At 68.4% G+C, this 23,186-nt stretch carries 19 protein-coding genes; 10 read left to right on the top strand and 9 right to left on the bottom strand.

What is annotated here, in order from left to right:
- The first annotated feature begins 1 nt into the window (after position 1).
- Positions 2–277: a YggT family protein gene (locus G7043_RS33315; protein ID WP_166052579.1), complete on the top strand. Its 276-nt coding sequence runs from the start codon at positions 2–4 to the stop codon at positions 275–277.
- On the opposite strand, the gene G7043_RS33310 is transcribed toward G7043_RS33315, so the two are convergent.
- Complete coding sequence (locus G7043_RS33310; RefSeq protein WP_166052577.1) at positions 258–1,793, bottom strand: FAD-binding oxidoreductase; 1,536 nt, start codon at positions 1,791–1,793, stop codon at positions 258–260. The two genes, G7043_RS33315 and G7043_RS33310, sit on opposite strands and share 20 nt — an antisense overlap.
- A 120-nt stretch (positions 1,794–1,913) precedes the next feature.
- On the opposite strand from G7043_RS33310, the gene G7043_RS50075 reads away from it, so the two are divergent.
- Positions 1,914–2,819 carry an AAA family ATPase gene (locus tag G7043_RS50075; protein WP_166052575.1) on the top strand — a complete coding sequence of 302 codons (906 nt, stop codon included), beginning with the start codon at positions 1,914–1,916 and terminating at the stop codon, positions 2,817–2,819.
- On the opposite strand, the gene G7043_RS33300 is transcribed toward G7043_RS50075, so the two are convergent.
- Positions 2,809–3,738 (bottom strand): MauE/DoxX family redox-associated membrane protein, encoded by a 930-nt coding sequence (locus tag G7043_RS33300; protein ID WP_166052573.1) that lies wholly within the window; start codon positions 3,736–3,738, stop codon positions 2,809–2,811. The two genes, G7043_RS50075 and G7043_RS33300, sit on opposite strands and share 11 nt — an antisense overlap.
- Before the next feature lie 31 nt (positions 3,739–3,769).
- Here G7043_RS33300 and G7043_RS33295 point away from each other — a divergent pair, with 31 nt between their 5' ends.
- Positions 3,770–7,084, top strand: coding sequence for an NACHT domain-containing protein (locus tag G7043_RS33295; RefSeq protein ID WP_166052571.1), 3,315 nt, complete (start codon positions 3,770–3,772; stop codon positions 7,082–7,084).
- Here the strand turns inward: G7043_RS33295 and G7043_RS33290 are convergent, their stop codons facing one another.
- Both G7043_RS33290 and G7043_RS48730 read right to left on the bottom strand, forming a co-directional pair.
- Positions 7,085–9,673, bottom strand: coding sequence for a CHAT domain-containing protein (locus tag G7043_RS33290; protein ID WP_313888197.1), 2,589 nt, complete (start codon positions 9,671–9,673; stop codon positions 7,085–7,087).
- Complete coding sequence (locus G7043_RS48730; protein ID WP_242642961.1) at positions 9,670–10,092, bottom strand: hypothetical protein; 423 nt, start codon at positions 10,090–10,092, stop codon at positions 9,670–9,672. Before G7043_RS48730 ends, G7043_RS33290 begins: the two co-directional genes overlap by 4 nt.
- Between G7043_RS48730 and G7043_RS33285 the strand changes: the two genes are divergently transcribed.
- The 5 genes from G7043_RS33285 (at position 10,063) to G7043_RS33265 (ending at position 14,794) form a co-directional block, all read left to right on the top strand.
- On the top strand, positions 10,063–10,950 hold the full coding sequence (locus G7043_RS33285) for a S8 family peptidase (protein WP_313888196.1): 888 nt from the start codon (positions 10,063–10,065) through the stop codon (positions 10,948–10,950). The genes G7043_RS48730 and G7043_RS33285 overlap by 30 nt on opposite strands.
- A gap of 54 nt (positions 10,951–11,004) precedes the next feature.
- Positions 11,005–11,640 (top strand): RNA polymerase sigma factor, encoded by a 636-nt coding sequence (locus tag G7043_RS33280; RefSeq protein ID WP_166052569.1) that lies wholly within the window; start codon positions 11,005–11,007, stop codon positions 11,638–11,640.
- Positions 11,618–12,061 carry a hypothetical protein gene (locus G7043_RS33275; protein ID WP_166052567.1) on the top strand — a complete coding sequence of 148 codons (444 nt, stop codon included), beginning with the start codon at positions 11,618–11,620 and terminating at the stop codon, positions 12,059–12,061. The genes G7043_RS33280 and G7043_RS33275 overlap by 23 nt, the downstream gene beginning before the upstream one ends.
- 103 nt (positions 12,062–12,164) lie before the next feature.
- On the top strand, positions 12,165–12,965 hold the full coding sequence (locus tag G7043_RS33270; RefSeq protein ID WP_166052565.1) for an SAM-dependent methyltransferase: 801 nt from the start codon (positions 12,165–12,167) through the stop codon (positions 12,963–12,965).
- Positions 12,965–14,794 (top strand): diguanylate cyclase domain-containing protein, encoded by a 1,830-nt coding sequence (locus G7043_RS33265; RefSeq protein WP_166052563.1) that lies wholly within the window; start codon positions 12,965–12,967, stop codon positions 14,792–14,794. The genes G7043_RS33270 and G7043_RS33265 overlap by 1 nt, the downstream gene beginning before the upstream one ends.
- 43 nt (positions 14,795–14,837) lie before the next feature.
- Here the strand turns inward: G7043_RS33265 and G7043_RS33260 are convergent, their stop codons facing one another.
- The 5 genes from G7043_RS33260 to G7043_RS33240 all read right to left on the bottom strand — a co-directional run bounded on the left by G7043_RS33260 (position 14,838) and on the right by G7043_RS33240 (position 20,673).
- Complete coding sequence (locus tag G7043_RS33260) at positions 14,838–15,353, bottom strand: snapalysin family zinc-dependent metalloprotease (RefSeq protein ID WP_313888195.1); 516 nt, start codon at positions 15,351–15,353, stop codon at positions 14,838–14,840.
- A gap of 281 nt (positions 15,354–15,634) precedes the next feature.
- Positions 15,635–16,231, bottom strand: a complete 597-nt coding sequence (locus G7043_RS33255; protein WP_166052561.1) for a GTP-binding protein — start codon at positions 16,229–16,231, stop codon at positions 15,635–15,637.
- 16 nt (positions 16,232–16,247) lie between these two features.
- Positions 16,248–16,670: a roadblock/LC7 domain-containing protein gene (locus G7043_RS33250; protein WP_030468876.1), complete on the bottom strand. Its 423-nt coding sequence runs from the start codon at positions 16,668–16,670 to the stop codon at positions 16,248–16,250.
- On the bottom strand, positions 16,667–19,441 hold the full coding sequence (locus G7043_RS33245) for a nitrate- and nitrite sensing domain-containing protein (protein ID WP_313888194.1): 2,775 nt from the start codon (positions 19,439–19,441) through the stop codon (positions 16,667–16,669). The genes G7043_RS33250 and G7043_RS33245 overlap by 4 nt, the downstream gene beginning before the upstream one ends.
- Positions 19,442–19,662: 221 nt before the next feature.
- Positions 19,663–20,673, bottom strand: coding sequence for an ABC transporter substrate-binding protein (locus tag G7043_RS33240; RefSeq protein WP_166052557.1), 1,011 nt, complete (start codon positions 20,671–20,673; stop codon positions 19,663–19,665).
- A 186-nt stretch (positions 20,674–20,859) separates the two neighbouring features.
- On the opposite strand from G7043_RS33240, the gene G7043_RS33235 reads away from it, so the two are divergent.
- Complete coding sequence (locus tag G7043_RS33235) at positions 20,860–22,017, top strand: 4-hydroxybenzoate 3-monooxygenase (RefSeq protein WP_313888221.1); 1,158 nt, start codon at positions 20,860–20,862, stop codon at positions 22,015–22,017.
- A gap of 175 nt (positions 22,018–22,192) precedes the next feature.
- Complete coding sequence (locus tag G7043_RS33230) at positions 22,193–23,101, top strand: IniB N-terminal domain-containing protein (protein WP_166052552.1); 909 nt, start codon at positions 22,193–22,195, stop codon at positions 23,099–23,101.
- Positions 23,102–23,186: the final 85 nt, after the last annotated feature.

The following is a 23,186-nucleotide window of genomic DNA, read 5'->3' as shown; positions in this document are numbered from 1 at the left end:
CATGTTGTTCGGCGTTGTCGGCTTCGTGCTCGGGTGGCTCTTGACGCTGTTCATCATCGTGATGATCGGCCGGATGATCGTGGACTGGGCCGTCACCCTGCAGGCACGGGGTGACTGGGTGTGGAAGGTGCGCCAGGTGACGCACGGCATCACCGAACCGGTGCTCGCGCCGGTGCGGAAGGTGTTGCCGCCGCTGCGGTTCGGCGGGTTCGGGCTGGACCTGGCGTTCACGGTGGTGTTCATCGCGGCGCTGATCCTCAGGTCGATCGTGTGGTGAGAACGCCCGGGTTGAGCAGGCCCTGAGGGTCCAGGGCGGCCTTGGCGCCGGACAACGCCGCCCCGAACACGTCCGGACGTTGATGCGTGTACCAGGGCATGTGGTCGCGGCCGACGGCGTGGTGGTGGGTGATGGTGCCGTCCGCACCCACCAGCGCCTCGGACACCGCCGCCTTGATCTCGTCCCACTGCGCGGTGAGGCTGCCCCACCGGCCCGGCGCGTAGATGCCGTAGTAGGGCGCGGGGCCGTCCGGGTAGACGTGGGTGAAGCGGCACGTGACGACACCGATGCCGCACACCTCGCGCAGCGCCGTGGTCGCAGCCTCCACAACGGACGCGTGCAGCTCGAAGAACCTGTCCCAGGTGCAGGCCGTCTCGAACGTCTCGGTGATCATCGCGTGCTGCGCCATCGCGTCCCGCTGGTAAGGCATGCGCAGGAACGACTTCCGCCACTGCTGCGCCGCGCCTTCCACGACCTCGCCGTCACCGCAGAGCTCCAACGCACGGGCGAGCTTCCCGTCGACCGGATGATCAGCGGACTCGAACGCCAGCACCAGCACGGCCTGCGCCGACCCGGCGTTGAGGAACGCCTCCGCGGGGTCCAGCAGACGGCAGTTCGCCGGGTACAACCCGGACTGCGCGATCAACCGCGTCGCCTCGACCGCCCGTTCCCAGGAAACGAACCGCACCGAGGCCCCGGCGCGGTACAGCGGCGGCGCCTGCAACCGCATCCACGCCTCGGTGATCACGCCCAAAGTGCCTTCGGAGCCGAGAAAAAGCCGGTCCGGCGACGGTCCCGCGCCCGATCCCGGCAATCGCCTCGACTCGCTGATCCCTTGCGGCGTCACGACCCTGAGCGACTCGGTCAGGTCGTCGACGTGCGTGTAGAGCGTGGCGTAGTGGCCGCCGGCCCGGGTCGCGAGCCAGCCGCCGAGCGTCGAGAACTCGAACGACTGCGGGAAGTGCCGCAGCGTCAGGTCGTGCGGCTTGAGCTGAGCCTCCAGCGACGGCCCGAACACGCCGGCCTGAATCCGCGCGGCCCGGCTGGTCCGGTCCACCTCCAGCACCTGATCCAGCGCTGAAAGATCCAGCGTCACAACCCGATCGAGGTCACGCGGCTCGACCCCGCCCACGACGGAAGTGCCGCCGCCGAACGGAATCACCGCAACGTCGTTCGACCCGCACCAGTCCAGCACGTCGACGACGTCCTGTTCGGTGCGCGGACGAGCAACGGCGTCCGGCAACGGCCCGACGTCCCCGGCGAGGTTGCGCGTGACGTCGCGATAGGCCTGCCCACGGGCGTGCCCGAGCCGGTCTACCGCGTCGGTGGAGTAGAGATCGCTCGGCGGCTGGATCCGCGACGACGGCACGTCGAGCGACGCAGGGTCCGGTGGCGAGTGGAACGTCAGGTCCGCGTCCGGCAGCACCGCCCGGACCCGGTCGACCAGCGCACGGCGTTCATCAGGGGTGACGGCGTCCTCGACGGTGCCCCAGCCCCACCACGACCTCGTTGTCATGGCGTGCAACCTATGCGAAACGACGACGTTCCGGTATGCCTCTTTCAGTCGTGGGCGAACGTCCGGCCTGTCTCCTGGCAGGCTCGCTAGGCTGGCTCGACCACTTCGCCTGGGGGAACAGTGCACCGTTTCGCAGCCAGTCCTGCCCTGGCGCGGCTGGAATGGATTCTCGACGGCCTGGACGGGAAACCCGGCTGGGGAGCGGACGCGTCCGACGTGCTCGCGGCCGCGTTCACCGCCGTCGTCACGCCCGAGAGGTACGTCGAGGTCACCCGCGGTCGAGCTGCCGACTACGCGCCGGTCGTCGTGGTCGGTCTCGACGTCGACGAGACCACCGCGCGGGCGCGGATCCTGCGCCAAGACGGCATCGTCGACGTCGTCACCTGCGTCGTCGAGGCCGCACGGCCGCATCGAATCGCCTCCACGTGGGTTGCCGGACTGGTGCCGACCGACCTGACACCGAGATTGCCGGCCGATTTCACCGACCACGATCTGCCTTCCGTCGCCACGGATGCCCGGCTGGTCGTGTTCTCCGGGTTGCCCGGCAGCGGAAAGAGCACCCTGGCCGACGCCGCGGGCGCCGAGCTGGGAATCCCGGTCTTCGCCACCGACTGGCTGCTCGGCGCGCTGACCCCGTTCGGCGGTCGCTATTTCGAGGCCCCGCTGGAGATTGCCGAAGAGGTGCTGACCACGCTCGCTCTCCGGCAACTGACCGCCGGACGGTCCGTCATCCTCGATCACCCCACCGAACGGGTCGCGACCAGGGAACGCTGGCGCAGCCTGGCCCGCCGGGCCGGTGCGGAGTTCCGTGCGGTCGTGTGCCAGTGCTCCGACCCGCCAGTCCACCGTGCCAGGCTCGAAGGTCGCAGCCGCGGAATCCCCGGCTGGCATGACGCCAGTGACTGGTCCGATGTGCAGCAGCGACTGGCGAGTTTTCCCTCCTGGGGACGGGAGGCGCTCTCGGTGGACACCGTTCAACCACGTGAGCGGTCCCTTGCCGCGGTCATACGGCACATCACCGCCTGACGGCGTCAGGACCGGTGGCCTCAAGCAGTTCACGGATGGCATAAGTGCCCACCGCGAGCGGTGCAGCGATCCGCCCCCGCGCGTCGACGAGCACCGCAGCCGGCGTGCCGCGCACGAGGTATCCCTCGGCGACCTCCGTCCCGTGCTGCACGAGGATCTCACCGTCCAACGCCGCGAGGCTCTCCGCAGCGCCCCGGCCGATCAGCAGAATGGTCGCCTTGCCGCTCAACCGCGTACGCCACCGCGGCAACTCGGCGACGATCCGCGAACACGGGCTGCATCCCGGATGCACGAACAACAGCACCACCGGCAGTCCCGCCGACAGCGCCGACGCGAGGCTGCCGCGCCCACCCGCCGCGTACCGCAGGTCGATCGACGGCGCGGGCACCCCGATCGGCAAACCGTCACCGTGATCGACGGGCCGGCGCAACCGCCGCAGCGAAAGCCCCTGCCACAGCTGCACGGTCCCCAGTGCCACAGCCACCGCAGTGCCGACCGCGTACTCGACGGGCAACGCGTCGTTCGCCCCCACCGTCGCGACCAGCACGAGAGCGCCCAGCAACCCGTTGCGCGCCAACGTGATTCCGCTGATCACCCCGGAACCGGCCCCGAAACAGGCACAGGCAGGCCGCTTTCCCCTCCACAGCAACCACGCCACCATCGCGGAGAACACCGCCAGCAGCCCCAGCGCCACCACCCCGGCCGCCACGACGGTCCACGGCAGCAGCACGCCGGCCGCCACGCCCAGCTCGACCACCGGCAACGCCATCGCGACGGCGCGCACCCACCGGTCCGGCACGCCGAACTCGCCCACCGCCCGGCGTGTCCGGGGGAGGTCCAGCAGCTTCGTCACGCCCGCCCAGCCGAACACGGCGGCCACCAGCAGGCGCGTCGCCCACAACAACAGCAAACCGATCACGGGCACACACCTTTCCGGTAGAACGTTCCTCATGCCCGACGAGGTCAGCCGAAGCACGGTCAGCCAGAGCATCGTGCACGGTCACGTGTTCCAGGCGCACGAGCTGCACCTGCACGGCGACGCGGTCCCGCACCCGCCGCTGACCTCGTGGCAGGACCGGCCGAGCCTCACCGCGGAACTCGAAGACCTCCTGCACGTGCAGCGCGACGCGGCCGAAGCTCTCCCCTACCGGCTGCTGGGCGTGAAGCAGCCCGAGCTCACCAAGGTCTACGTGCAGCAGAGCGTGCGCACGGACAAGCCCGAACCCGAACGCAAGCCCGGCGAACGCAAACCGGAGCCGGTGGAACGGGTCGTCCCGATCGAGGAAGCGCTCGCCACCGGCAAGCACCTGCTGATCACCGGCGATCCGGGTGCCGGCAAGTCGACGCTCGGCCAGATGTACGTGCGGCTCCTCGCGAGCGAGTGGCTCGACCCGAGCAGCAACCCACCGCTGCCGGAACCCGTGCTGCCGCTGCGCATCCCCGCCAAGGCGCTGGCGGAAGAGCTGTCGTGGAGCGAACTTCTCGCCAACGCCGTGCGCGACCGCAGGTTGAACGCCCCGCTGAAGCCGGAGGTGTTCGCGAAACGCGCGCTCGGCGCCAGGTGGCTGGTGTTCGTCGACGGTCTCGACGAGATCGCCGAACCCGAACGCCGGGAACGCGTGATCGACGCGATCGCGTCCCGCATCCGGCGTGGCAGCGACCACCGGCTGGTGATCACCACGCGACCGCTGCCGCCGGACGAGCTGCGCAAGGTGCACGGGCCGCAGGTAGAGCTCTACACGATCCAGCCGTTCGGGCCGGTCGAGCTCCAGGCGTTCGCGGCGGGCTGGTTCCGCGCCCAGGACCCGACCCGCGCCATCGCCCGCACCGAGGAGTTCGTGCGGCAGGTCCACGACGGACGGCTGCGGGAGCTGGTCAGCAACCCGTTGCTCGCCACGATCGCGGCCATCGCGAACACCCTCGAACCCCAGCGCAAGCTGCCGCACAACCGGGTCGACCTGTACGAGCGGTTCATGAGCTACCTGCTGGAGGACACCGCCAGCGGCCGCGACACCCTCGCGGACCTCCGCCACTCGCTGCACCACAACCCGACCCGTCTGAAGCAGGTTGAGAACCTGCACGCCAACCGCCGCTCCCTGATCGAACACATGGCGCACCAACGCCTGGAGTCCGAACGCCCGCTGCTGGACATCGCGGTGGAGTGGTCGGAGTGCCGGCGCGGCGACGTGCTGACGGTCCTGGCGGGCACCGGCTTGTTCGTGCAGTTCGACGAAGGGCTGCGGTTCCTGCACCACTCGTTCGCCGAGTTCCTGGCGGCACGCCACCGGGCCGCCCAGATCCCCGCGGACTTCCCCGACCTCGACGACTGGGTGGATCAGGGGATGCAGCCCGCTCGCGAGACCTCGGTGCTGTTCACGTTCGCGTTGTGGGGGCGGGAACCCGGCAACGACCTCAACCTCGTGTTCCGCAGGCTGACCAGTGGCGGCCCCGACCACGTCCTGCTGGCGGGCAAGCTGCTCGCCGAAGAGGTCGCGCTGGACGAAGAGCTGGCCAAGCACGTGGTGAACCGGTTGGTGTCACTCGTGCTGAGCATTGGCAGCTACGACGCTCCCTGGGAGCCGGCGCGTGAGATCGGCCGGGTACTGGCGGGCCTCGCCGGAGAGCCCACCGGCCAGCTGACCAAGTCGCTGCACACGTTGCGAGACAAGCCCCAACTGCCACCAGCGACGCGGATCTGCTGCGCGATCGCCCTCGGACACCTCGGCTTCCCGGACGAGTCCGCGCACTGGTTGCAGGAGTTCGCCGATCTCCACGACCCGCTGGCACTGCGCGCCATCGTCAACGGGCTCTCGGAAATCCTGCCGACCGGCACGGAACTGGCGGAGAACATCCTGCTCCGGGCCGAACACGAGAGCTACGTGATCGTGATGGCCGCAGTGCAGATTCTGCTGACGGAACTGGAACGCCAGGAACCGGCCGCACGCCTGCTGCGCGGGCTGGTCGCGCGGCTGCGGGCCGACACCACGATCTCGCCGAACAGCCCGCACGTGCCGCAACCGCACGGCAATCCGGACGAGGAACCACCCGGCTGGGGCGTGCTCGCCGAGCAGGCGGTCCGCGCGGGCTGTGTGGAGGAGGCCGTGTGGGCTGCCGAACGGGTGCTGGCCCTGCCGGACGCGGATCTCGACGACTTCGCCAAGGCGGTCGAGGCGCTGATCGCCTCCGGTGGGGACGCCGCCGTGCTCACCGTGGCCGAACGCGCGAAATCCGGCTCCCTGAAGCAGGTGCTGACGACCGGCGTGGCACTGCAGGTCGCCGACCCCGAGCTCGCCGTCAAGCTCACCCGGCGCGTCGCGACGAACCCCGCGGTCGACGACCGCGACTTCGTCGAAGCGTGCCAAGCGCTCGCGGCCGCGGATCCGGTGCTGGTGACCGAACTGGTGGAGAAGCGCGCCACGCTGGATTCCGACGACATCGTCATGATCGCCGCAGAGCTGGCGGAGGTGGGCGTTGACGTCGATCACCTCGTCCGGCTCGCGCTGGCGCGAAGGACAGGCGACAAGTGGGAGTTCGCCCGCACGGCTCGCCAGGCGCTGAGTCTCGGCGAGTTCAGTGAAGAGGTGTACACCGCGGCCGTGGCCGGGCCGCCCTCGCACTGGGCCGAGGCGGCACCGCTGATGCACCGCGACCGGGCCGTCGACCTGGTCGAACGCATGCTCGGCACACCGGTGGACGTGGAGGTGCTGGCGACGTGTCTCGGGCACCTGGTCTCCAAGGAGGTCCCTGAGGTGGCGGAGCGTCTGTTGGAGGTCGTGCTCGAACACGTGGACCAGTGCGACACCGCCGCCGCACGGGCGCTCGTGCCGGTCCTGCACCGCATCGGGCGCACCGACGAAGCGATCGAAGTCGCGAGGCGGGCGTTCCTGAGGTCATTCGGCAGCCTCTTCGTGGAGGAGTGCGCTGAGACCTTGCTCAAGGTGGGCGGCGTCGAGGTCGGGGCGTTCATCGCGAAACAGGTCCTGGCGGCGAACGTCAGTGTGTGGCGACGACTGGCCGTGGCACAACAGCTGGCCGAGCAAGGCCTGCTGCGGCAGGCGACCGACCTGTGGATGGATGTCGTGCGCCGGCACGGTGACATGACCGCACAGGGCATCGAGGCCGCGTCCAAGCTCGTTCGGTGCTTGCACGGGGGTCACGCGATCACTGCCGTGAGGACGGGCCTCGCGGAGGACCGGCTCACCGTCACCGCCAGGGCCAACCTCAAAGCGCTGGAAGCCTGGCTCGTCGCGATCGAGGCGGGATGATCACCCGGCGCCGAAGCAGACGAACCCGACGGCCGCGGCATAAGAAGCGTCATCGGCGGCAGCCCGTTGCACCGCCGCCAGCGCTTCGGCCGGCGCCATCCCCGCCGCCAGCTTCTGGTGCAGCTCCACCATCACCGGTGCCGTGCCATCCGTCGGCACCGGCACCACCGGCGCGATCAACGTACGGGTGCCCAGCCCCAGCAAAGCTGCCGTGAACCCCATCAACTCGTCGCCCGGACGAACCGCGGACTGCCCGGTGTCACAAGCCGACAGCACCACCCGCGTAGGAGGCTGCCGCAGCCGCTCGATGTCGTAGACCGTCAACGGCCCGTCAGCCAGTTCCAGAGCCGAGAACAACGGGTTGTCGACGCGGAACGACCCGTGCGCGGCGATGTGTGCCAGCGCCGCACCGTCCATTGCGGACGCAACGGCGCTGACCGTCGCCTCGGAACCGACGAGAACGCGGCCCGGCACGTGCGCGCTGATGGCCTTGATCTCGGTGGGAGCGGCAGCCATGCGTGGTCCAGCGGCCAGCACGGCCTCGCCGGAAGCGTCAGCCACGGAACAAGCGCGCAGCCAGACCGAGGCGGACGGGGCGACGGTCACCTGGCGGTTCAGCACCGCCCACGGCAGGCTGTTCAGAGCACCCGTCGGCACCACGACCAGCGGTCGGCCGTCGGTCCGGGACGCCAACGGCGCCAACAACCGTTGTGCCAGCAGCGAAGCGGCGTGCGCAGCCGAAGACCGGGCCACGGCCAGGTTCGGCAGTTGTGGCGGCAGAGTCACCAGGCGGTGCAGGGCGAAGCGGAGCAACCGGATCTCGCGAACCACGCCCTCCACGGCACCCAAGGAATGCAGCGAGGCCCGGCCACCGGCCAGCACGACCGCCATCAGCACGCCGTCGTACTCGACGAACTCGATCAGAGCCCACGACCCCAGGGCGGAACCCAGAGCCGCGACCGACGGCGGCTTGAACACCGCCACCTCACCGGACGTCTGCCGGGTCAGGTCGCGGACGCGTTGCTCGGCGCGGACCAGTTTCATCCGCAACGCACCGGCAGGCTTCCCGGCCAGCAGCGCCGACTCCACGTCAGCCGCCACCGCCCGCAGCGACGCCAGCGCGTCCTCCAGCCGAGGATCGTCCGGCGGCGACACGGACTTCATCCGCAACGCACCGGCGCGCCAGCTCTCGGTCCACGACAACACGCGCGCCGCGTTCCCCGAGGCGACCGCCAGCCGCAGGCCCTCCAGGGCCAAAGCCTGACCCTGCACACCTGTCGACGCCCGCAGCTCGGCCGCGCCCAACGACACCCGGTACTCGTCCAGCAGGCCGATGCCGCGACGCAGCGCGGAAGAAGTCCCGCGAACGTCACCGGAGAGCTTGCGCCGCAACGCCTCCGCGTACCAGCCGCGCACCCGCAGCCCCGCCGGACCCCGCAACCGCGCGGCGGCGGCGACGGACAACTCCGCGACGGCACGCGCCCGATGTCCGAGGTCCGCGGCGACCAGACCGGCGTCGATGCGCGCTTCCAGGGCGGGCAGCCGCCAGTCCATCGCGTCCAGCTCGGCCGCGACCCGGGACAACGCCAGCCGCAACGGCCTCGAACGGTCGCCGCGCAACACCGCCGCGTGCAACTCCAGGTACCGCGCACCGGCCGCCCACAGCAGACGTTGCTCGCGGCGGAACCGGCGGCGCGCCTCGGCGGCGAACGAATGCGCCGCGGAGGGATCGTCGTCCAGCAGGGCGATCCGGGCGCGGAAGTACAGCGCCTCCGAGACGCCCAAAGGGTTCTTCAACGCCTTCAGCTCGACGATCGCCCGGTCGGCCGCCGCGCGGGCCTCGTCCAGCAGCGGCACCGAGACGAGCAGCTCCAGGCGGTTCACCAGCAGCACGGGACGCATCACGTCGAGCCGCCGGTGCACCTCCTCCGCCTTGTCGAACAACATCAGCGCGGCCGGGACGTCACCGGAGCGGGTCGCCATGATGCCCGCGTTCCAGTGCACGTCCGCGACGCCGAGCTCCTGGCCGAGCTCCCCCAGCAACGTGGCGGCGAGCGCGAAGTCCGCCGACGCCTCACGCATGTTGCCCACGTACGCGCGCACGAGGCCCCGGTTGTTCAACGCCCGTGCCTCCACGAGCTTGTCCCCGACGCGGCGGGCACCGGCGATGGCGGCGGTGTAGTCGCGCTCGGCGTCGTCATGACGCGTCAGGTAGTGGAAGACGACGCCGCGCTGCATCAACGCGGCCACCGCGTCGGCGCCGGCGAGTTCCGGCATCGCGTCGTCGAGCGCCTTCAACGCCTGCTTGTGCTTACCGGTGTAGACGAGCACCCAGGCCAGGCTCATTTGCGCCAACGCGGACAAACGGGGCAGCGAAGCGTCGACCGCGATCTTGATCGAGCGACGCAGATGCCGAGCCGCACCGGGGAAGTCGTGCATCTCGCGCAACGCGAGGCCGATCGCGCGCTCGGCGATCGACCATTCCGCGCGATCTTCCGTCCTGCGGAGGACAGCGCGGGCCATCTCGACGGCCGCGCGCGGGTTGCGCTGCCTGGCCTCCAGCGCGTCCTCCGCAGAAAAGTCGGTCACGGCGTCACTTTATCGGCTGTGGTAGCTTGATCAAGCTCGGTCGGGGTGCCCGTCAACGCTGCTTTAGTGAGGCCGTGGTGTCGAAAACGCCAGAAAGCGCGGAGCTTTACCAAAGAGCTTTTCTGCAGCTCATCGCCGAGGACAAGAACATCAGCTTCCACGCCGAACGCGGGCGTGAATTCCTTTATCGACCCGGCCAGCTGCTCGTCAGCGCCGAGGATCAGCAACGCGTGATCGAAAAGCTGCGCGAAAACAACATCGTCGCCCGGCCCGGCGAAGGATTCGCCGGAATGGTCCGCCTGACGTTGCCGAACAACGCCGAGGACATTCCTCGCATCGTTCGGTTGTTGAGAGATCAACGAAATTGGCCTAATCAGCGGGTGCCGCTCGTGCAACCGCATCACGTGATCGTCGGCCACGGCGGCCTCATCATGGGCAACCCGGGCGACCGGCCCTACCCCGCCGAACCGATCTCCGCGCCCAAGACCGACGACCGGCTCAGGGACGTCCGGGTCGGCATCATCGACACCGGCATCTCCTCCGGCGCCGACAGCGACCACTCCGACTGGTTCGCCGAGCGCTACACCAAGGAGGCGGACGACGTCGATCCCGCCTACAGCAGCGGCGCCGTGTTCGCGCTGCAGGGCGGCCACGGCACGTTCGTCGCGGGCGTGATCCAGAACGCGGCGCCCGGCGTCACGTTCGACCCGGAGGTCGCGCTCGACCAGAACGGGTTCGGCGACGAGGAACGGCTCTGCCGCAAGATCGCCGAGCTGGGCAAGAAGAAGATCAACGTGCTCAACCTGTCGCTGGGCTGCTTCACCGAGGACGACGTGGCGTCCGAACCGCTGCGGCGCACGATCGACGAACTGCCCGACGACATCGTCGTGGTCGCCTCGGCCGGCAACCAGGGCACCCAGCGGCCGAGCTGGCCCGCCGCGCTGTGCGGGGTCACCGCCGTCGCCGCCGCCGAGCAGAAGCGCGACGGTTCCGTCGGGCCCGCCTTCTACTCGAACTGGGGCCACTGGGTCGACGCGTGCGCGATCGGCAACCGGGCCTCGACCTACCTCAAGGGCGAGTGGCACCTGCCGGGGGAGGCCGCCGCGACGCCGTTCGCGCTGTGGGCCTACTGGTACGGCACCTCGTTCGCCGCTCCCCTGGTCACCGGCCGGATCGCCGCCACGATGGTCTCGGAGGGCATCACCGCAGCTCAGGCACGTGACAAACTGTTGACCGGTGACGAGTTCGCACCCGGCTACGGAGTTTTTGTCAAATAGTTGTATCTGGGAGGCAACCTCCGCCTCCGCCAGTTGTGACCGCAAGGAGTCGACGTGACCTCTGCCTCCCCGATCGCCGCGCTCGTGAGCGCGGCGGCCGAGGGCGACCAGTCGGCGTGGAACGAGATCGTGGACCGTTACACGCCACTGGTGGTGTCGGTGATCTACAAGCACCGGCTGCGCCCAGCGGATGCGTCCGACGTGAACCAGACGCTGTGGCTGCGGCTCGTGGAGCAGATCGGACGGCTGCGCGAGCCGGAGGCACTGCCCGGCTGGATCATGACGACCACCCGCAACGAATGTCTGCGCGTGTTGCGCGTGCAGCAGCGGACGCACCTCTACGACCCGTTGTCCGAGTCCGACGCACTGGAGTCGGAACAGATGGACGCGGACGTGGAGTCGGACCTGCTGGCCGTGGAACGGCGACAGGCGTTGCGGGACGGGTTCGCCGAGCTCACAGATCAGTGCAAGCGGTTGCTGACGAAGCTGATGACCGATCCGCCGCCGAGCTACCAGGTCGTGAGCGAAGAGCTCGCGATGCCGGTCGGCAGCATCGGCCCGACGCGGATCCGTTGTCTGGAGAAGTTGCGCAAAACTCCTGCGATCTCGACCTTCCTGGGGTCTGCCAAGAAGGGACTCGCACAGCAGACGAGAGGAGGTGTGCTGGGTGCGGCACGACTGGGACAGTGACGAAGTACTGCTCGACGCCTTGCGCGACGCGTTGAGCACACCTTCCGACGACGTACCGCCGGAGTTCGTCGAGGCCGCGAAGGCCGCGTTCACCTGGCGGAACATCGACGAGGAGCTGTTGCTGATCACGTCGTACGACTCGGTGCTGGACGACACGTTGTTCGCCAGGGCGAGGTCGACCTCGACGGCGCGGCAGCTGGTGTTCGACGCGGACGGCGTGTCGCTGCAGGTGGAGGTGTCGGCGGCCGGGATCACCGGGCAGCTGATGCCGGCGTCCGGATCGGTCACGCTGGTGACGCCTTCGGGTGACCACGAAACAGCGGTGGTCGACGAACTGGGGATGTTCGTGATGGGGAGTGCGCCGCGCGGACCGGTGAAGTTCCGGTTCGCAAACGGTTGCACCGATTGGTTTATCCTCTGACTCACCATTCGAGTGATGGTGGAATTCATTCGTTCGGCCTACACCTGCGGCCAGTAGGGTTATCGACGCTCAGAATTCGCACTTCGAGAGGGTGTGTGCTGCTGTGGTCGATCGCGTCAGCTGGGTCCCGGAAGGTGTCAACGTCGACGTCCCGAGCTCCGCCCGGATCTACGACTACCTGCTCGGCGGCGGACACAACTTCGAAGCGGACCGCGAGACGGCGGAAGCGCTGATCAAGGTGCTGCCGGTGCGAGGCATGGCGCGGCTCAACCGCGCGTACCTGCGCCGTGCCGTCCTGGAACTGGCCGATCTCGGCATCCGGCAGTTCCTGGACCTCGGTTCGGGCATCCCGACGGTCGGCAACGTGCACGAGGTGGCGCACGAGGTCGCTCCCGACTCGAAGGTCGTGTACGTCGACTTCGAACCCGTCGCGATCACGCACGCCGAGCTGATGCTGGCCGACGAGCCGAACGTGACGGCGTTGCTCGCCGATCTGCGCGAACCGGAGAAGGTCATCGCGCAGGCGCGGGAGCTGCTGGACTTCTCGCAGCCGATCGGGCTGCTGGTCGTCGGCGTGCTGCAGTTCATCCCGGACTCCGACGACCCCTGGGGTGTGCTGGCCCGGTACGTCGACGCGCTCCCGGCCGGTTCGTACCTGGCGCTGTCCCACTTCACCGCGGACAGCATGCCGGCCGCGATGGCGGCCGGTAAGGAGATCTTCGCCAAGACCGCGGAGCCGATCACACCGCGCACCAAGGCTCAGGTGGCGGACATGCTGGCGGGCTTGGAGATCGTGGAACCCGGCATCGTCTTCACGCCCGAGTGGCGGCCCGAGTCACCGGAGGACGTCGGCGAGGACCCGACGAAGGCCAACCTCTACGCCGCGGTGGGTCGCAAGCCCTGATGCCCACCTCGGCCCTCGCTCAGCGCTGGGCGGCGGTTCTGATCGAGAGCGCGTACTCGCCGATGTCACGGCGGAAGCTGACGCAGCACCTCGAGGAACACGCCGTCCGGCTGCGTGCTGGGCAGGAGGTGCCGGCCGTCGGCGAGTGGTTGGTGCGCAAGCACTTCACCGGTCCGGACTCGTTGCGGCGCACGCTGGAGGTGCTGGGGCCGGAGTTCTCCCCCGAAGTGCTCGGCGCGCTGGCGTCCGGGTACGTGTGGGCGACGCGCGACCAGTTGTTCGCCGAGCAGGAGAAGGTCAAGAACTCGTTGCTGAAGGCCGTCGAGGACGCGCAACGCGACCTGCACGACAGCGAGGCCCGGTTCGCCCAGGTCTTCGCGTCGACGGCGGTGGGCATCGCGATCTTCGATCTCCAGGGCGCGGTGGTGGAGGCGAACGACGCGCTGGCCACGATCCTCGGCCACGAGGAGATGCCGAAGGAGCTGTTCGCCGAGGCCGACGCGGTGGCACTCGCATCGGCCTGCGCGCGGATGCTCGCGTCCTCTGTGGACACCGACCGGCGGGAGCGGGAGCTCACCCGCAACAACGGCGACACGGTGTGGGCGAACGTGGTGCTGTCGGTGCTGCGCGGGTCGGACGGACTGCCGAAGTTCCACGTCGCGCTGATCGAGGACGTGACCGAGCAGCGGATGCTGCAGGAGTGGTTGCGGCACCAGTCGTTGACGGACCTGCTGACCGGTCTGCCGAACCGGGCCTCGTTCGCCGACAAGCTGGAGTCGGCGCTCGCGACCGGCCAGCCGCACACATTGGGATACCTGGACGTCGACAGCCTGACGATCGTCAACGACGGTCTCGGTTACGCGGCGGGCGACGCCGTGCTGGTCGAGGTCGCCCGGCGGTTGCGGGTCGCGCTGCCGGACGCCGTGGTGGCACGGGTCGGCGGTGACGAGTTCGTCGTGCTGATCCAGGGATCGCCCGACGTCGCCGCGCTGGCCGCGATGATCGACGACGAGCTGTCCGAACCGGTGTACCTGGACGGCGCGGGCGTCGCGGTGTCGACGTCGATCGGTTTCGTGCACGCAGCGGGCCCCGGCGTGAACCCGACAGCCCTGCTGCGGCGGGCGCACTCGACGTTGCGGAAGGCCGAGATCGGCGGCAAGAGACAGTGGGGCATCTACGACCACGAGGCCGACGTCGCCGATCGTGCTCGTTTCGCCCGGATCGCGGCGATGCCCGGTGCCTTCGAGAACGGCGAGATCTCCGTGGAGTACTCGCCGGTGTCGTGGATCTCGGGATCCCTGGCCTTCGTCGAGGCCTCGCTGCGGTGGGGAACGACCCGGCACGACGAGGTCGTCACCTACGCCGACGCTCTCGGCCTGGCCGCGCGGGCCGGCCAACTGGTGCTGCACGACGCGTGTTCGCGCGGAGAGCCGGTGCTGGTCCGGTTGTCCCGCGACCAGTCACGCGATCCGGACCTGGCGGCGCACGTGCGGTCGAACCTGCGGGCCTGCGCGTTCCCGGCTTCCTCGCTGTTCCTGGCACTCGACCTGCGGGCGATGCCCGAGGGCGAGGAGAACCTCGAGGTGTTGCACGACATGGGCGTGCACGTGCTGCTGCACGAGTTCGGCGGCGGGTTCACCGGTTTGTCCACTGTGGACCGCAGTCCGGTGTGGGGCGTACGGCTGGCGCGACCGCCGTCGGAAAGGCTTGCGCGGCAAGGCTTAGCCCTGTTGGTGCCGCTGCTGCGGTCGGCGGGCGTGCACGTGATCGGCGGGCCCGGCGATCCGGACGAACTTCGAGCTCTGGGCGTGGACCTGGTGGTGTCGTGAGTGGTTGTGGCCGTCAGGGAGACCACAACCACTCATCGATCACCTAGGCAGCGTCCTCGAAGGTCGTCGCCTGGACGGTCACGAGCGTGCGGAAGTTCGCCTCGACCTCGGCCTTCTCCTTCGCGTTCGGGTTGGGGTTCTTGCACGACGTGCCGGCGCTGGCACCGGACATCAGGTCGGTGCACAGCCCCGTCCGGCGGTCGGGCAGACCGAGCAGGTGCCCGAACTCGTGAGCCGAGATGCGGACGGTGTCATGTCCCTCGTTGACGGCCTGGCGACCCATGACCCACCGGCCGCGGCCGAGGCTGGACACGTAGGCACGAGGCCACTGGTTGTCCACGCTGACCGTGACGTTCGCCGAGCCGGTCACCTTGCGGAACTGCACGTTCACGACGCTGCTGTTCCAGATCTGCGCGCCCTTGTCGATCGCCGCCTGGAACTCACCGGTGTTGCTCGAGTTGTAAGTGACGATGCGGGGCGCAGCTTCCGCGGTGCCGATGAAGCCGGCCGCTAGGGCGACAGCACTGGCTACCACGACGATTTGTTTGCGCAGGGACACAGGAATCTCCTCGCAATGCAGGGTAATTGCTCCCCGACTGTATCGGCGCAGCGTTGGCGCACAAGAAGAGTCAAGTGTCAAAAGCACCGATGTGGTTCAGTGCGTTCGTAGGTGTTCCTCGCGTCCAGAGAGCGGCGCATGCCTTGCGGCTAGCGGAAACACGACCTACTAGTGATGTTCTCACCGCCCGGCGCCACGAACAGGTCGCCGCCAGTCGGAGGAATAACTCTTGACGCCCTCTGGAACTGATGGTCCAGAGGGCGTCAACGAGCGAGGGCGGTTCAGGCGAACGACGGCTGGCGCAGCGCGTGCTCCACCAGCGCGATCAGGATCTGCTTCGTCGACTGCCGGTTTCGCGCGTCGCACGGGATGATCGGCACCGAGGACGGGATCGTCAGCGCGTCCCGCACCTCCTCGGCCCGGTGGTGCATCAGGCCGTCGAAGCAGTTGACCGCGATCACGTAGGGCAGGTCGCGGTCCTCGAAGAAGTCGATGGGCGCGAACGCCTCGTCGATCCGGCGGGTGTCGACCATGACGACGGCACCGATCGCGCCGCGCACCAGGTCGTCCCACATGAACCAGAACCGGTGCTGTCCGGGTGTGCCGAACAGGTACAGGATCAGGTCCTTGTCCAACGACACGCGCCCGAAGTCCATGGCCACCGTGGTGGTGACCTTGTCGGGGACCGCGGACAGGTCGTCGACACCGACCGATGCCTGGGTCATCACGGCCTCGGTGGTCAGCGGGGTGATCTCGGAGACCGACCCGACGAACGTCGTCTTGCCGACACCGAACCCACCCGCGACGACGATCTTCGCCGACATCGCGGTCAGGTCGACCCCAGGTGACCCCGGACGACCCGGAGCACCGTTGCTCATGGGAACTTCTCTCTACTCAGGCTCTCATGGAAACGTGCAGCTGAGCACGGATCTCCGGCGTGAGCTGGAGACCGACCCGCTCCACCAGCCGGGTCATCGCGTAACCGATGAGCCCGATGTCGCAGTTGGGTGCGGCGAGCACGGCCAAACACGACCCGTCGCTGATGGACATCAGGAAAAGGTAGCCCCGTTCCATCTCGACGACAGTCTGCTTCACCTCACCTGCTTCGAAACAGCGCGCCGCGCCGAGGTTCAGCGAGACCAGGCCGGAAGACACGGCGGCGAGCTGCTCCGCGCGGTCGTGCGGCAGGCGGTCCGACGAAGCGAGCAGCAGTCCGTCGGCCGAGACGACGATCGCGTGTGCGACACCGGCGACCCTGCTGACGAAGTCCTCGACCAGCCAGCTGAAGTTGTCCAGTTCCTCAGTCGCGGTGGTCACTGGTGTTCCCTTTCTGCGATCACGGGGATGCCTCCGACGGCCGAGTCGAAGAGCGACTCACGGCCCATCTGGACGCCCTTCTGGTACGTGGCGAACCGCTGGCGCAACCGGTCGGCGGACCGGCCGGGGATGGCGGCGGCGGCCGTCAGTTGTGGTGCCGGTGACGACGGCTTCGGCAGCGAGCCGGGCACCAGGCGTGCCTTCGGGACACGCTTGGGCAGGCCGTTCTCCGTCGTCTGCGCGGGTGCGCCCTTGTCCAGCGCTCCCGCGGCGCGCCAACCGTCGTCCGCCGCCCCCCAGTCGGACTCGGCGAAGTCGGCAACCGCGCGGGGCACCGCCGTTGGTGCCTCGATCTTCACGGTGTCCGCGGAACGCTGGCGCTTCGGCAGGCCGTTCACCGTCGCGGGTTCCGCGTCCTCTTCCTCGGCGCGTTCCGGCTGCGGTGCCGGAACGTCCGTTGTGGAGCGTGTGGCCGGCACGTCGGCCGCGGGGGTCTGGAACCACCGCGACAGCGCGTCGTGGGAGATGTCCAGCTCGTCGTCGGAGATCACCGGGAAGATCTCGGTGGCCGGCTCGGCCGGACGCTCGATCGGCGGCTCGTAGGAGTAACCGTCCTCAGAGGACTCCTCGCTCGCCTCGACCCGAGCGGTGAACAGGCCGTCCGCGGACGTCTGCTCGATGCGGTGCCGGCCGGAGTTCTCGTCGGCGTCGGCCTGCGACGGCACGACGACCGGGTGCTCCGGCGTCCACTTCGGCACACCGGCGAGGCCTTCGACGCCGGTCGTCTCGGCGGAGGACGGAACAGGGGCGGACGGCAGGGGCAGCGCGGGCGGCGCTCCCTTGTGCAGCAACGACACCGGCAGGATCACCTGTGCGGTGACACCGCCCTCGATGTCGTCGTTGTTCGCCAGCGTCACCCGGATCTCGTGGCGCTTCGCGAGCTGGCCGACCACGTACAGGCCCATCTCGCGGGCGACGGAGACGTCGACCTCCGGCGGTTCGGCGAGCTTCGCGTTGGACTCGACGACGTCGTCCTCCTGCATGCCGACACCGCGGTCGTGGATGCGGATCGCGATCTCGCCCTTGCGGGTCTCGATCGTGCGCACGGTGACCTTGGTGGTCGGCTTGGAGAACGCCGTCGCGTTGTCGAGCAGCTCGGCGATGAGGTGCGCGAGGTCGTTGACCACGCGGCCCTGCACCATCATGTCCGGCGTCGGCGCGATCTGGACGCGCGCGTACTTCTCCACCTCGGACACCGCGGCACCGAGCACCTCGGCGATCGCGACCGGGCGGGTGACGCGGCGGTTGACCGTCGTGCCGGAGAGCACCAGCAGGTTCTCGCTGTTGCGGCGCATCTGCGTGGCGAGGTGGTCGAGCTCGAACAACGACGCGAGGTGGTCGGGGTCCTGCTCGTCCTGCTCCAGCCGGTCGATCACGCTGATCTGGCGTTCCACCAACGCCTGCGAGCGCCGCGACAGGTTGATGAACATGTCGTTGACGTTCGCGCGCAGGGCCACCTGCTCGACGGCGAGGCGGACGGCTTCGCGTTGCACGAGGTCGAACGCCCGCGCGACCTGGCCGACCTCTTCGGTCGTGTTGAGCGGCACCGGGACGATCGCCTCTTCCGCGGCGCGTTCCGGGTCGCGGTGCGAACGGATTCGGCGAATGGCGTCGGGCAGCTGGTTGCGGGCGACGTCGAGGGCGCTGCGGCGGAGGATGCGCAGCGGCCGCAGCATCGACTGCGCGACCATCGCCATGAGACCGAACGCCACCAGCAGCGAGATGGCGACCAGTGCGGCGTCGCGCCACGCGGCCGCGCGAGCGTCGCCGGCCAGGCGCGTGGCCGTGGCGTCGCCCTGGCGCTCCAGCTCGGTCGCGACCTCGCGAACGAGGTTCGCGGTGCCCTCACCGTCCTTGAGCACCTCGGCGTCGGCGATGGTCACCGGCTTGTTCCCGGCGTCCTGCGCCAGCGCGAGCTTCACCAGCCGGTTGCGGCCGTCCACCGCGGACCCGGACACCTTGTCCTGGAACAGCTGGTTGTTCTGCGGTGTCACCGCGCTGGTGAACTCGGTGAACGCGGCGTCCAACCGGGACTGCGCCGCCCGCAGCTCGTCCGCGGCACCGGGCGCGAAACTCCGGCGCAACGCCGTCGCGGTCAGGATCGCGTTCTGCTGGCCGATCTGTTCCTGGGCCTTGTAGAGCGCCTGCGCGGCGGCGACCAGCGGAACGATCTCCGGGTTGCTGAGGCTCGAGATCGCGGCGAGGTGCACCGGGACGAGCGAGGCGATGATCTGGTTGTACGCCCCGATCACGGCCATCTCGGGATACTTCGTGCTCAGCAACGTGACGCGCAGGGCCGCCAGTCCGTCGAGCGACTGCAGCGACTTGTTGATCGCCTCGTTGAGCGGCGCGCTCAGGACCGTGGCCGTCGCGCCCGCTTCTCGGTACTTGCCGAGTTCGTTGTCCGTGAGGCCGGTGCGGGCGGCGTGCTCGGGGCACGCGTTCTGCCTGCCGGCGGCCACACACTGCACTGCCCAGTCGCGCTCGACCTGGAGCGCGTTCTCCACCTTCGCGGCCTGGTGGCTCACCGCAAGTTCGCGCTGGACGGTGCCGAAGAGCTCGACCTCGTCGAGCTGGGTGTTCAGGCGCAGACCCGCGAGAGTCGCGGTGCTCAGCGCCGGAACCAACAACACCACCGCGAGCTTGCTCCGCAGCCGCCAGTTGCGTAGGCGGAACCGGTCGATGCCTCGCTGGTCCTCACGACCGCGCACCGTCAACACTCCCCGCCCCGTTTAATAGCTGCAAACCTGGTGGATCTTGGAGTAAAACACGCTGTTCTCATACCGCCGTTCGGACGACAAAACAGCTGGTTCGCGAAACAACAACTTTGACCAGCGCGGCTAAACGGCCCCTAAGCGATAATTCATACGGACGAAACGATGTGCGCGGGCGACCGTGATCACGACTCGATCACAGCCACCCGCGCGGTTCGTCAACTACCGGAGGGCTGGATGAGCATCGGCTTGACGTCGAGCTCCTTGTCCAGCAGCCCGTACCGCTGCATCAGCTGCACGACGCGCTGCAGCCGCGTCTGGTCCAGCGTGGTCGGGAAGGCGCCGAAGTGGACAAGACCTGCGGTTTCCTTGTCGACCTTGGCGTACTCGACGAGCAGCGGCTCGACCGTGGGACGGTCGGCGGCGTCGGCCTGACCCTTGGCGATCGCGCGCTGGAAGGCAGCCACCGTCTTGGGGTTGTTCTTGGCGAAGTCACCGCTGGTCGCATAGCCCGCGATCGGGATGTTGTCCGTCGGGCCGGAGGCCGCGTCGAGCACCTTGACCTGGCCGGCGACGCGCTGAGCGCGGGTGATGAACGGCTCGACCATGAAGGCCGCGTCAACGGTCTTGTTCGCGACCGCCGCCTGCATGTCCGGGAACGGCATCTCCTTGAACTTGACCGTGCTGACGTCGACGTTCGCGGCTTCCAGCGTCGCCTTCGCGGTCAGTTCGGCGATGTTCCTGAACGTGTTGATCGCGATGGTCTTGCCCGCGAGGTCAGCCGGGCCCTTGATGGCCGAGTCACCGGCCGCCAAGATCAGGAACATGTCGGGTTTCGCCTGGTAGCCATCGGCGATGAGCTTGATGCCCTCGACCGCCTTGGCCGTGTCCTTCGACTGGGCGGCGAAGAACGAGACCCAGTTGCCGAACGTGAAGTCCAGCTCCTTGTTGATCAGGCCGGGGATCGCCTGAGCACCACCCTGGATGGTCTTGAGCTCGACCTCGAGCCCTTCATCCTTGAAGTAGTTCTTCTTGATCGCGACGTGGACGGACGCCACGTCGAGGATCGGCAGGACCCCCAGGGTGATCTTGGCCTTCTCGACCTGGCCGTTCGAGTTGGCCGGGGGCGCCTGCTCTTTGCCGCCGAGCAGTCCGCAGCTCGCCACGGTGGCGAGCAGCGTGGCAAGGGCGATGCCACGGACGGCGATGCGGCGGACTCTTCGAGTCATCGGGAGCACTCTCCTGTCGGAGCGGTGTCGTCGTTGCGGGGAGATCGCGACGGTCAACCACTCAGAGTAGTGATGCTGCTCCAAAAGACCCCAGTTGACCGACACGAGCAGGTTCCAGTCCACTACCTGCGGTGAGCATCTAAGCACAGCAGGTCTAGGGCTAGGAGAACCCAGTTGAAGAGCGCTGTGACCGTCGTCGGCGCGGGGCCGGCCGGTCTGACCTTGGCAAACTTGATCCAGCAGTCAGGTATCGACTGCGTGGTCCTGGAAAAAGCTAGTCGCACCCAGGTGGAAACCCGGCCACGGGCAGGTGTCCTGGAACATCGCTCTGTAACCATGTTGGAGTCACTCGGTCTGGCAGATCGTTTGCTGATGGAAGCAGACCGTCACGGAACGTGTGAATTCCGCGTGAGCGGCCGGGCGTTCCAGGTGGCGTACAGCGACCTGTATGGCAACCGCCAGCACTACGTCTACCCGCAGCAGGAAGTGGTCAAGGACCTCATCGGGTCATTCCTGGACGCCGGGGGTGACATCCGGTTCTCGGTCAGCGACGTGGAGTTGCGGGATCTCACGTCTTCTACGCCGTCCGTGGCCTTCACCAGCGCGGACGGGGTACGCGAGACCATCGGCTGCGACTTCGTGGCCGGATGTGACGGATTCCACGGCGTGTGCCGGCCATCCATTCCCGAGGGGGTGCTGACGGAATTCACGCATCAGCACGGAATCGAGTGGCTCACCATTCTTGCCGAGGCTCCTCCGTCGACTAAAGCCGTCATTTACGCGTTGCACGAGGACGGTTTCGCGGGACACATGCTCCGGTCGCCGACCGTTTCTCGCTTCTACCTCCAGGTGCCGGTCGGAACAAAAGCGTCAGATTGGACCGATGAACAGGTCTGGGAAGCACTGCACAAACGGTTCGCACTGCACGACTCCACTTGGTCGCTGACCGAGGGGAAGATCATCGAAAAGCGCGTCCTCGACATGCGCAGCCACGTGGTGGAGCCCATGTCGTACGGCCGGCTGTACCTGCTGGGTGACGCAGCCCACATCATCACGCCGGTCGGCGCCAAGGGCATGAACCTCGCCATGAACGACGCAGCAACGTTCGGACGTGCACTGACGGAGTTCTACGCGACCGGATCGGAGACCGGTCTCAAGACCTACTCGGAGGACTGCCTGCGCCGCGTCTGGCGGGCCCAGGAGTTCTCCCAGTGGATGGTGAACATGATCCACACCGACGTGAGCTCACCGTTCTTCGGACGGTTGGCCCAGGCGAGGCTGGAGCACCTGGCCGAGTCACCGGCCTACCGCGCGACGTTCGCGGAGAACTACGTCGGCCCGTGACGGGGCACATCTCCCCCTGTGGGGTGAGTCCCCCGCCTCCCCTAACGAGTGAACCGATCCCCCTAGGGATCTCATTTCGTCACGATCTGGGGCCAACTCCCGATGCCGGGGGATGCCGTTCATCCATACGGTTGAACAAGACATCCCCCGATGCACTCACAGGAGCTTGAGTTCCATGCAGCAGACCGAGACCACCACCGTGCAGACCGGCCAGACCACGGCGCAGGCCGCCCCGGTCACCGTCGAGACCGGCCCGACCACGGTGCAGGCCGAGCCGACCACCCTGCACGACTTCACCCTCGGCCTGCTGACCGACCTGGACGCCCGTGAGGCGTTCCAGCAGGACCCGCTGGGCTGCCTCGAGGCCGCGGGCCTCAGTGACATCACCGCGGGCGACGTGCACGAGATCCTGCCGCTGGTCCTCGACGCCGCCTCCGTCCCGAACGTCGACGTGCTCGACAGCGTCCTCGGCGGCGACGAGCTGCCCGCCGTCAACAGCCTCCTGCAGATCGCGGACAACGTGGAAGGCGTCGTCGGCGCGCCCGTCGGTGTGGGCGACGTCGCCGGCATCACGAGCATCGCCAACCCCTCCGCCCTCACCGCGCTGGTCTCCGACTTCTCCGGCCTGGGCGACGTGTCGAGCACCCTCGACGGCACGCTGTCGCAGGTCACCAACGTCGTCCCGAACGTTCCGGACGTCTCGCACGTCACGGACATCGCCTCCGACAACGCGCTCCTCGGCAACGTCACCGACCTCGCGGGCGTCACCGACCTCGCGGGCGTCAACGGCATCGACGGTCTCGGCAACGTGCACGACGTCACGAACGTGCTGGTCAAGGACGTCGACACCGACGTCCTGGTCAAGAACGTCATCGGCGCGGCCGACGTGGCGCACCTGGACGTCTCGGACGTCGCCGACGTGTCCCACGTGACCAACGTGACCGACAACGTCGTGCAGAACGTCGCGCAGGTCGGCGACGTGCACCACGACCTCGGTCAGGTCATCGGTGATGTCAAGCTCGGCGGCATCGACCTGCTCGACGGTGGCATCGGCAACCACAACAACATCGACATCCACCTGTAAGAAGCATGACGGGCGCCCTGCGCTCTGCCCCCGAGCGCGGGCGCCCGTCACATCAAAACCTCGTACGGCGGCTTCTCGTTGGCTT

This window comes from Lentzea alba, from assembly GCF_011067745.1.
Taxonomy (GTDB): Bacteria; Actinomycetota; Actinomycetes; order Mycobacteriales; family Pseudonocardiaceae; genus Lentzea; species Lentzea alba.
Note: the sequence above shows the minus strand (reverse complement) of the source record. Positions and strands in the feature narration are given on the sequence as shown.

Excerpts from the sequence above, each read along its gene's own strand:
- G7043_RS33240 (WP_166052557.1), bottom strand. The coding sequence starts at position 20,673 with ATGACTCGAAGAGTCCGCCGCATCGCCGTCCGTGGCATCGCCCTTGCC.
- G7043_RS33230 (WP_166052552.1), top strand. The coding sequence starts at position 22,193 with ATGCAGCAGACCGAGACCACCACCGTGCAGACCGGCCAGACCACGGCG.
- G7043_RS33295 (WP_166052571.1), top strand. The coding sequence starts at position 3,770 with ATGCCCGACGAGGTCAGCCGAAGCACGGTCAGCCAGAGCATCGTGCAC.
- G7043_RS33315 (WP_166052579.1), top strand. The coding sequence starts at position 2 with ATGTTGTTCGGCGTTGTCGGCTTCGTGCTCGGGTGGCTCTTGACGCTG.
- G7043_RS33255 (WP_166052561.1), bottom strand. The coding sequence starts at position 16,231 with ATGAGCAACGGTGCTCCGGGTCGTCCGGGGTCACCTGGGGTCGACCTG.
- G7043_RS33265 (WP_166052563.1), top strand. The coding sequence starts at position 12,965 with ATGCCCACCTCGGCCCTCGCTCAGCGCTGGGCGGCGGTTCTGATCGAG.
- G7043_RS33310 (WP_166052577.1), bottom strand. The coding sequence starts at position 1,793 with ATGACAACGAGGTCGTGGTGGGGCTGGGGCACCGTCGAGGACGCCGTC.